The sequence below is a fragment of the Candidatus Desulfofervidus auxilii genome, from assembly GCA_030262725.1.
Classification (GTDB): Bacteria; Desulfobacterota; Desulfofervidia; order Desulfofervidales; family Desulfofervidaceae; genus JAJSZS01.
This window is the reverse complement of sequence record JAJSZS010000033.1, coordinates 1-9635: the sequence shown is the minus strand read 5'-3', so window position 1 is coordinate 9635 and position 9635 is coordinate 1. Positions and strand designations below refer to the sequence as shown.

Sequence of the window (9635 nt, the reverse complement as noted above, 5' to 3'; positions counted from 1 at the left end):
TGCCTTGCCCCCATTTTATTATTAATAATTTATTTTATTTTAGTAAGTATAAAAATAACATAATTAATAGTAGGAGGAAAAGATGGAAAAAGTGATTTATGTTAAAGTAGTAACGCATTAGATTGTGATAAGTTAAAAAATGCTTTAAGTGGCTGGAGTTATATGTATTTTATCATACAGAAAAATAAAAATGATTAGAATTTTTGTTCTAGTGCATTTGAGAAACAAAATGAAGTAATGGGTTGCCTCTCTTACTAGAACTTGTTATGAAAAAATATGCCTCATTATGAGGTGACAGCAGCTATTATCTTTCATAATGGAAAAATCCTGGTTACTACTAGGCCTGAGCATGAGGTTTATGGTGGTCTTTGGGAGTTTCCTGGAGGGAAAAAAGAGGAGCATGAGACACTTGAAGAATGCCTTTTAAGGGAGATTAAGGAAGAATTAGGGATTGAGATTGATATTAATCGCTTTTTCACTAAAATATTTCACACTTATCCTAATTTTTCAATTACTCTTTATGTATTTTTTTGTTCTTATAAAAGTGGAGAGCTTAAGCCGCTTCCTACTGTAAGGTATCGCTGGGTGACAATGGAAGAGTTGGAAAAATTGCCATTTTTAGAGGCAGATAAAAAGGTAATAAAAAAGTTAGGTAAAGTTTTGCATTTAGAAAAAAATATGTTAAAATAATTTTATGTTTAAGATTGGTGATCTTGCAGTCTATCCAGCGCATGGTGTTGGAATTATAGAGTCAATTGAGAAAAAAGAACTTTCTGGTGAGACAAAGGATTTTTATGCAATGCGTATTTTGGAAAATGGGATGCTTATTTTTATCCCTATAGAAAATGCTAAAGCAATTGGTTTAAGACCAGTTGTTTCTCAAGAAGAGGTACCAAAAATTTATTCAATTCTTAAAGAAAAGCCATTATCAGTTATAGATCCTGAAAAAAATCACAATAAGAGGTATCGGGAACTTGTTGAGAGATTAAAGACAGGTTCTATTTTTGATGTAGCAACATTATTGAGGGATCTTGCTGTTTTAAAAGAAGAAAAAGGTCTTTCATATAGTGAGAAAAAATTGATGGATACAGCTTGCCGTTTATTAGTGACTGAAATTGCTATTGCGAAAAAATGTGATCCAGAAGAAGTGGAGGTAGAAATAAAACAGATTCTTAGTCTGTGAAGGTTTATAAATGTGATGCTGAAAGTGGTGGTAAAAGATTAGATATATTTCTTACACAATTAACAGGTCTTACTCGTTCTCAAGTTCAAAAGGCTATAGAGCAAGGTAAAGTAAAAGTTAATGATAAATTTATCACTAAAGCAAGTTATAAAATAAAAGAAGGAGAAATAATTACTTTTTCTCCCCCTGATATTGAAGTTCCTAAGCTTAAACCAGAGCCTGTGCCACTTGAAATCCTTTATGAGGATGAATATTTGATTGTTATTAATAAACCATCTGGATTGGTGGTTCATCCCGCTCCTGGACATTATCATGGTACATTAGTACATGGTCTCCTTTACCATTGTCCTTCACTTATGGGGGTTGGCAGTGAAAAAAGACCAGGTATTGTTCATAGGTTAGATAAAGAAACATCAGGTGTATTGATAGTGGCAAAAAATAATAATGTTCATCAGCATTTAAGTTGGCAATTTAAAGAAAGAATGATTAAAAAAAAGTATTTAGCTCTAGTATTTGGTGTACCGCAAAGAAAAAGAGGAGAAATAAATTTATCTATTGGTCGCCATCCAAAGGATCGGAAAAAGATTTCTATTCATACAAAAAAACCTCGCTTTGCCCTTACTTATTGGGAATTAAAAGAAGTTTTTCCATATTCTGCATTACTTTTATGTGAACCAAAGACAGGTCGCACTCATCAAATCCGTGTTCATCTTTGTGCAATCGGTCACCCTATTTTAGGTGATTCTCTTTATTTCCGTAAATCTAAATTGAATCAAATTAAGTTTGAATCAATTCGCAATATTTTTAGAAAAGTGCCAAGACTTATGCTTCATGCATCAAGCATTGAATTTTTACATCCTGTTATAAATAAAAAAATGAAGTTTGAAGCAACTTTACCTCATGATATGCAGGAATTTATAAATTCTTTAAAAGGGTTATCTTATGCTTAAAATTGCTATTACTGGTCTTCCTGCTAGTGGTAAAAGCACTGTAACAAAAATGTTTAAATCACTTGGTGCAGAAATAATTGATGCAGATATTATTTGTCATTCCCTTTTTTCTCCTTCTGAAACAGCATACCATGAAATATTAAATTATTTTGGTAAAAAGTGTCTTAATAAAAATAATACATTAAATAAAGATTTTTTAAGACATAAACTTATTTTTTCTCCAAAAGATAGAAAAATTCTTGAAAATATTTTGCATCCAAAGATTTATGAAAGGATTAAAAAAAGAATTCAAGAACTTGAGAAAAAAGGAAAAATAATAATTGTTGAGATACCTCTTTTGTTTGAAGTTGGTTGGGAAAGAGAATTTGATTTTACAATTGTTGTTGATGCTGATGAAGATATATGTATTAAAAGGTTAATAAATAAGGGAATTTCAGAAGATGAGGCAAAAGGATTATTAAGTCTTCATTTATCTGCTGAAGAAAAAAAGGAAAAAGCAGATTGGGTAATAGAGAACAAAAGTGATTTAATTTATCTTTACGAACAAGTAAAATATGTTTGGCAGAGACTTAATCGTTTAACCTCTTGATTTTGAGGGTTTTTGTGGTATTTAAATCTTTGTGAAAGAACTTATAAAACAATTTTTACATTATCTTGAGATTGAAAAAAATTTTTCCCTTCATACTTTAAAAGCTTATAAAATAGATTTGGAAGATTTTAAAAATTTTTTAGAAAAAGAAGGTATTAAAGAAATAAAAAATATTACCTCTGAATGTATCAGAAAATATCTTGTGGAGAAGATGTCTAAACTTAGTCGTCGCACTGTTCATAGAAAATTATCTTGTATTCGTTCTTTTTTTAAATTTCTTTTAAAAAAAGGCTACATAAATCATCATCCTGCTTACGCAATTTTTAATCCAAAGATACCAAAAGAATTGCCTCAATTTTTAACGGTAGATGAAATATTTAATATTTTGAAAGTAAAAAATTTAGATAATCCTTTGGCTGTTCGTGATAAGGCTATTCTTGAATTGCTTTATGCTACAGGTGTACGTGTTAGTGAATTAGTAAATATTAATTTAGAACATGTAAATTTGATTGATGGTACTATTTTGGTTTATGGTAAAGGCAGAAAAGAGCGTTTAGTGTTCATGGGGGATAAGGCAAAACAGGCATTAATGAATTATTTACAACAACGCAAAAAATTAATTAAAAATAATAAAGAAAAAGCTTTATTTCTTAATATCTTTGGAAATAGAATTTCAGCCCGTAGTATAGAAAAAATAGTAAAAAAATATGCAGCAATAGCTGGTATGTTTAAAAATGTTTATCCACATGTATTTCGCCATAGTTTTGCTACCCATCTTTTAGATCAAGGTGCAGATTTAAGAGTAGTACAAGAATTGTTAGGACATAAAAGTCTAGCTGCTACCCAAAGATATACTCACATTACTTTAGATAAATTGATGGAGATTTATGATAAAACACATCCTAGGAGTTGAGATGATAAAAAGTACAACCATTTTAAGCATACGTCATCAGGGAATGGCTGTAATGGCTGGTGATGGACAAGTTACTTTTGGTCAAAATTATATTTTAAAACAAAAAGCTCAAAAAGTAAGAAAAATTTATCATAATAAGGTTTTAGCTGGTTTTGCTGGAGCAAGTGCTGATGCAATGACACTTTTTGAAAGATTTGAAAAAAAACTTGAAGAGTTTAATGGACAGTTAAAGAGGGCAGCTGTAGAATTAGCAAAGGATTGGCGAACAGATAAAACACTTCGTCGGCTTGAAGCCCTTCTTCTTGTTACAGACAAAGATAGTATTTTGATTATTTCAGGTAATGGTGATGTAATTGAACCAGATGAACCAGTAGCAGCCATTGGTTCAGGTGGCCCTTATGCCTTAGCAGCAGCTAAAGCCCTTTTAAGACATTCTTCACTCAGTGCTGAGGAAATTGTCAGAGAAGCGATGCTTATTGCTGCTTCTATCTGTCCATATACTAATGAAAGATTGGTACTGGAAATTTTGAAATAAGGAGGCAACATGTCTTTTTTAACCCCCAAAGAAATTGTAGCTGCTTTAGACAAATATATAATTGGTCAAGATAATGCAAAACGTGCTGTAGCTATTGCCTTACGCAATCGCTGGAGAAGAAAACAGGTTCCACCTCCATTACGTGATGAAATTGCTCCCAAAAATATCCTTATGATTGGCCCAACAGGTGTAGGTAAAACAGAGATTGCTAGAAGATTAGCAGCCTTAGCTGGTTCTCCTTTTTTGAAAGTAGAGGCAACAAAATTTACTGAAGTTGGTTATGTTGGTCGTGATGTGGAATCTATGATCCGTGATTTAGTAGAGATTGCAGTTAATATGGTTAGACAAGAAGAGACTAAAAAAGTTAAAGAAAAAGCAAAGGAAATGGCAGAAGAACGTCTTTTAGATTTGCTTTTACCAAGACCAAGAAAAGAATCTAGAGAAGAGGCATATTTAGAGGTAGTTAGAAGAGAATCTTCTTTTGATACTGCAAGAGAGAAAATGAGAGCTATGCTTCATGAAGGGAAATTGAATGATAGGTATGTAGAGATTGAAACAATTGAAAGGGCATTTCCAGTAGTAGAAATCTTTTCAGTAGCTGGTTTAGAAGAATTGGATATGAGTTTTAGAGAAATGCTTGAATCCATGATGCCAAAAAAAACAAAGAGAAAAAAAGTAAAGGTACCAGAAGCCCTTGAAATTCTTACTCAAAGGGAATGTCAAAAATTAATAGATATGGATAAAGTTATTTCTTTAGCTAAACAGCGTGTAGAAGAATCAGGTATTATATTTATTGATGAAATTGATAAGGTAGCAAGCCGTTCAACCACCTCTGGTCCTGATGTTTCAAGAGAGGGTGTTCAACGCGATCTTTTACCTATTGTAGAAGGTACAACAGTAAATACAAAATATGGTATGGTAAGGACAGATCACATTCTATTTATTGCTGCTGGTGCTTTCCATATCTCTAAACCTTCAGACCTTATACCAGAACTTCAAGGTCGTTTTCCCATTCGAGTGGAGCTTAGTCCATTAGGTAAAGAGGAATTTGCCAGAATACTTACTGAACCTGAAAATGCTTTGATAAAACAATATCAATCCCTCTTAGCTACAGAAGGTGTTGAATTAAGTTTTACTGATGAGGCAATAAAAGAGATTGCAGAAATTGCTGTAAAAGTTAATGAACGTACGGAAAATATAGGTGCACGTCGTCTTTACACAGTTATGGAAAGACTCCTTGAGGATATTTCTTTTAAAGCACCAGAGATGAAAGGGCAGAAAATAATTATTGGTCCTGAATATGTAAGGGAAAAGCTTCAGGATATTGTCAAAGATGAGGATCTAAGTAGATATATCTTATGAAAGATATGGAAAATCTTATTAAAAGAGCTGAGGTTTTAATTGAGTCACTTCCTTATTTACGAGATTTTTATCAAAAGGATTTTGTTATTAAATATGGTGGTCATGCTATGGTAGATGAAGGATTAAAATGGAATTTTGCTTTAGATATTGTACTTATGAAATATGTAGGATTAAATCCTATTATTGTCCATGGAGGTGGTCCTCAGATTGGTGAGGTATTAAAAAAAATGGGCATTTCTTCTCGTTTTGTTGGTGGTTTAAGAATTACTGATGAAGCAACAATGGATGTGGTAGAAATGGTCCTTGTGGGTAAAGTAAATAAAGAGATTGTCAATCTTATCAATCAGGCAGGAGGTAAGGCGATTGGTTTAAGTGGTAAAGATGCTTGTCTTATAGAAGCTCGAAAAATTGTTCTTAAACAAGAAGAGTTACCTGATAAACCACCTGAAATTATTGATTTAGGTCATGTAGGGGAAGTAACTAAAATAAATAAAGAAATTTTAGAGTTATTTGAACAAAAATTTATCCCTGTAATTGCTCCAGTAGGTGTAGGGCCAAAGGGTGAGACATTCAATATTAATGCCGATTTGGTAGCAGGCAAGATTGCATCAGCTTTAAAAGCAAAAAAACTTATTTTTTTAACTGATGTACCTGGCATTTTAGATAAAAAAGGAAATTTAATCTCTTCTATGAATATAGAAGATGCAGAAAGATTAATAAAACTTGAAGTTGTTAGTGGCGGGATGATACCAAAAATAAAAGCCTCTATTGAGGCTGTAAAAGCAGGGGTAGAAAAAGCACATATTATTAACGGTAAAATTCCACATGCTATTTTGCTTGAGTTATTTACATCTAAAGGGATTGGTACAGAAATTGTTTCTTAGGAGTAAGATATGGATTGGACAGAAAAGGATGCAAACTACATAATGTCAACTTATTCAAGATATCCTGTTATTGTTACTAAAGGTGAAGGATACAGAGTTTGGGATATAAATGGAAAGGAGTATTATGATTTTTTATCTGGTATTTCTGTTTGTAATCTTGGTCATTGCCATCCTGAGGTGATAAGAGCGGTAGAATCACAGATTTATCGCCTTTTTCATATATCAAACCTTTATTATACTTTACCCCAAATTGAATTGGCTGAATTATTAGTAAAAAATTCTTTTGCTGATAAGGTATTTTTCTGTAACAGTGGAGCTGAAGCTAATGAAGCTGCTATTAAATTAGCTAGAAAATGGGGGAAACAATTTTCCCCTCCAAAATATAAAATTATTACTCTTGAAGGCTCATTTCATGGACGTACTTTTGCTACAATGACAGCAACAGGTCAAAAAAAGATAAAATTAGGCTTTGAACCTTTAGTACCTGGTTTTGTTCATGTACCTTTTAACGATATTAAAGCAATAGAAAATGTTATTGATTTAGAAACATGTGCTATTATGGTAGAGCCTATTCAAGGAGAAGGTGGGGTAAGAATCCCATCACCTCATTATCTTGAAAAACTGAGAAAAATTTGTGATGATGCTCAATTGTTATTGATTTTTGATGAAGTGCAAACAGGAATGGGACGTACTGGTTATCTCTTTGCTTATGAATATGAAGGAGTTAAGCCAGACATTCTTACTTTAGCTAAATCTTTAGCAAATGGTTTACCTATTGGAGCTATGCTAGCTAAAGAAGAAATAGCAAAATTTTTTACTGCAGGTAGTCATGCTAGCACATTTGGCGGTAATCCAATTGCTTGTAGTGCAGCTAAAGTAGTGATGGAGATATTAACGCAGACTGATCTTTTAGAATATACAAGACAAATATCTAATTTTTTTAAAGAAAAACTGGATGAACTTAAAGAAAAATATCAAATTGTTAAAGAAATAAGATTGAGAGGATTGATGATAGGCATAGAATTAAACATATCAGCAACGCAGATTGTAAAAGCATGTTTAGAAAAAGGTTTTCTTATTAATGCAGTTCAAGAAAATGTTTTACGTCTTTTACCACCACTGCTTATTGATCGAGAAGCAGTAGAGGCTTTTATTGAAACTTTTAAAAATATTTTGGAGAAGGAAGATGAAAAGGGATTTATTAACAATTCTTGATCTTTCTTCAGATGAAATTGTTAAACTAATTGAAAGGGCTATAGTTTTAAAAGAAAGGTGGAAAAAAGGAGAAAAAAATACATTTTTAAATAGAAAAACACTCGCTCTTATTTTTGAAAAACCATCCACTCGTACTCGTGTTTCCTTTGAAGTAGCTATGTATCAAATGGGAGGACAAGTAATATTTTTGACAAAAGATGTTACTCAGATGTCTAGAGAAGAGCCCACAAAGGATACTGCTCGTGTACTTTCCCGTTATGTGGATGCGATTGCTATGCGAACTTATAGTCAAAAATTAATTGAGGAAATGGCAAAATGGGCATCAATCCCAGTTATTAATGCCCTTTCTGATAAATACCATCCATGCCAAGTACTTTCTGACCTTATGACTGTAAAAGAATACAAAGGAACGATTGAAAATTTAAAAATTGCTTGGTTAGGTGATGGGAATAATGTTGCCCATTCTTGGATTAATGCTGCTATTAGACTTGATTTTACTCTCTATCTTGCTTGTCCAAAGGGTCATGAGCCAGATGCTGATGTTTTAGCTAAAGCAAATAAAAAAAATGTTGTCCTTACACATGACCCTATTAGTGCTGTAAAGGATGCTGATGTTATCAATACAGATGTTTGGGTAAGCATGGGTGAAAAAGAAAAGGAAAAAAGTGAATTTTTCCCTTATCAACTAAATATTAATTTATTAAAGCATGCCAAACCAGATGCAATTGTTATGCACTGTTTACCTGCTCATCGGGAAGAAGAGATTACTGAAGAGGTATTAGAAGGACCACAGTCAGTGGTTTTTGATCAAGCAGAAAATAAACTTCATCTACATAAAGCAGTTCTTGAATGGTTGTTAACTTAAAAAACCAAAATCCGATTGATTTTTTAATAAGGAAATGAAATTAAGCCTTAGAAAAATAATTGCACTGTTTTTTAATATCCAATTCTATAATGCCTTGTGGGGAGTCTTTCTAGAAGATTCTACAATAAAGAGGGAATGGATAACTTTTCAAGATGGAACTAAAAAAAGAAACCATTTATTCGACAATTTGTTAAAGTTTGGATTGACACAGAAGAGAAAATAGAAATACTTTTAGTGTTGACATATCAGACAACTATACCAAAAAGTGGAATGATGAATTATTGGTAAGGTGTCAAATCGCTCCTTTTATTAAAAGCAAAGAAATAAGTGATTTTTTAAAAAGATTAGAAGCAAAAGGTAAATTTAAAAACTTTTATGAACTTCTCAAGAAATATTCTACCCCTGATCAAAATGTTGATTTTAAGAGAGCACTGAGAGAGAATCCTAATAATGAAAACTTAAAAGAATATTATGAACTTATAAAAAAATACATTAAGAGTAAGGAGTAAGCAAAGCTTTACATAAAAAATGGTTATCTAGTAGATAAAGGAGAAGAAATGGGATTGGGTCTTGCTTTTTGAATCTTAAAAGTTGCTAAAGGTATAATAACAACTATTGTTTTAAGGAAAAAGAAGAGATGTTACTAACTAGGGAGGAATGTTTTATTAGGTATTTATTTTTCCAATCTTTCTAAATTTTTAAGCTATATCAAGAATAATTATCCTAAAAAATGGAAAGAATTAGGTGAGCCAACAATATTTATGGGTGCATCCCCGAAGAGTATTATAAAAACTCTTCGCTTTATTTTTTCAAAATATAATAATGGTGATCCTCACCTTAAGGTTTTGATGTCTAAAACAAAACATTCTTTATATGTATTTATCATTTATTTTCTTTTCTTAGCAATCTTAGTAATTAGTTTACCCATTTTGTTTGTAAAGGGTTATTTACTTTTTTTAAAATTTTAAAAAATTTAAAATTTTTAATTGGACTTTTTTTATGCTAATCTAAGGCTAATCCTCTTGGTGTGACTCTGCTGGGGTTAAGGGTATAAGCTAAGTGAGTGTTTATTTTCCTGTGCGAAAGTTTTAATATTGGTGGAAATGCATGATGTGTTTATAGATGTTGTCGAAATGAAT

General features: G+C 31.9%; 10 protein-coding genes. All 10 read left to right on the top strand.

From position 1 onward, the window contains the following. The first annotated feature begins 276 nt into the window (after positions 1–276). The 10 genes from LWW95_10770 to argF are packed head-to-tail and all read left to right on the top strand — an operon-like array spanning position 277 to position 8496. Positions 277–690, top strand: a complete 414-nt coding sequence (locus LWW95_10770) for a (deoxy)nucleoside triphosphate pyrophosphohydrolase (protein ID MDL1957506.1) — start codon at positions 277–279, stop codon at positions 688–690. A 4-nt stretch (positions 691–694) separates the two neighbouring features. Then, positions 695–1183 carry a CarD family transcriptional regulator gene (locus LWW95_10765; GenBank protein ID MDL1957505.1) on the top strand — a complete coding sequence of 163 codons (489 nt, stop codon included), beginning with the start codon at positions 695–697 and terminating at the stop codon, positions 1181–1183. Beyond that, positions 1180–2133 carry an RluA family pseudouridine synthase gene (locus LWW95_10760; GenBank protein MDL1957504.1) on the top strand — a complete coding sequence of 318 codons (954 nt, stop codon included), beginning with the start codon at positions 1180–1182 and terminating at the stop codon, positions 2131–2133. The genes LWW95_10765 and LWW95_10760 overlap by 4 nt, the downstream gene beginning before the upstream one ends. Then, positions 2126–2722, top strand: coding sequence for a dephospho-CoA kinase (coaE, locus tag LWW95_10755; protein ID MDL1957503.1), 597 nt, complete (start codon positions 2126–2128; stop codon positions 2720–2722). Before LWW95_10760 ends, coaE begins: the two co-directional genes overlap by 8 nt. A 31-nt stretch (positions 2723–2753) precedes the next feature. After that, the gene (gene xerC / locus LWW95_10750) at positions 2754–3635 is read left to right on the top strand and encodes a tyrosine recombinase XerC (GenBank protein MDL1957502.1); all 882 of its coding nucleotides are present in this window, start codon (positions 2754–2756) and stop codon (positions 3633–3635) included. Between the two features lies 1 nt (position 3636). Then, on the top strand, positions 3637–4170 hold the full coding sequence (hslV, locus tag LWW95_10745; GenBank protein ID MDL1957501.1) for an ATP-dependent protease subunit HslV: 534 nt from the start codon (positions 3637–3639) through the stop codon (positions 4168–4170). Between the two features lie 9 nt (positions 4171–4179). Next, positions 4180–5532, top strand: a complete 1353-nt coding sequence (gene hslU / locus LWW95_10740) for an ATP-dependent protease ATPase subunit HslU (GenBank protein ID MDL1957500.1) — start codon at positions 4180–4182, stop codon at positions 5530–5532. Positions 5533–5537: 5 nt separating this feature from the next. Further along, on the top strand, positions 5538–6416 hold the full coding sequence (gene argB / locus LWW95_10735; protein ID MDL1957499.1) for an acetylglutamate kinase: 879 nt from the start codon (positions 5538–5540) through the stop codon (positions 6414–6416). 42 nt (positions 6417–6458) lie between these two features. After that, complete coding sequence (locus tag LWW95_10730; GenBank protein MDL1957498.1) at positions 6459–7631, top strand: aspartate aminotransferase family protein; 1173 nt, start codon at positions 6459–6461, stop codon at positions 7629–7631. Further along, on the top strand, positions 7603–8496 hold the full coding sequence (gene argF, locus LWW95_10725) for an ornithine carbamoyltransferase (GenBank protein MDL1957497.1): 894 nt from the start codon (positions 7603–7605) through the stop codon (positions 8494–8496). Before LWW95_10730 ends, argF begins: the two co-directional genes overlap by 29 nt. Positions 8497–9635 lie beyond the last annotated feature (1139 nt).

What these genes read in the sequence shown, in the direction of transcription:
- coaE (MDL1957503.1), top strand. Translation starts at nt 2,126, where the DNA reads ATGCTTAAAATTGCTATTACTGGTCTTCCTGCTAGTGGTAAAAGCACT.
- argB (MDL1957499.1), top strand. Translation starts at nt 5,538, where the DNA reads ATGGAAAATCTTATTAAAAGAGCTGAGGTTTTAATTGAGTCACTTCCT.
- LWW95_10730 (MDL1957498.1), top strand. Translation starts at nt 6,459, where the DNA reads ATGTCAACTTATTCAAGATATCCTGTTATTGTTACTAAAGGTGAAGGA.
- hslU (MDL1957500.1), top strand. Translation starts at nt 4,180, where the DNA reads ATGTCTTTTTTAACCCCCAAAGAAATTGTAGCTGCTTTAGACAAATAT.
- argF (MDL1957497.1), top strand. Translation starts at nt 7,603, where the DNA reads ATGAAAAGGGATTTATTAACAATTCTTGATCTTTCTTCAGATGAAATT.
- LWW95_10770 (MDL1957506.1), top strand. Translation starts at nt 277, where the DNA reads ATGCCTCATTATGAGGTGACAGCAGCTATTATCTTTCATAATGGAAAA.
- hslV (MDL1957501.1), top strand. Translation starts at nt 3,637, where the DNA reads ATGATAAAAAGTACAACCATTTTAAGCATACGTCATCAGGGAATGGCT.
- LWW95_10765 (MDL1957505.1), top strand. Translation starts at nt 695, where the DNA reads ATGTTTAAGATTGGTGATCTTGCAGTCTATCCAGCGCATGGTGTTGGA.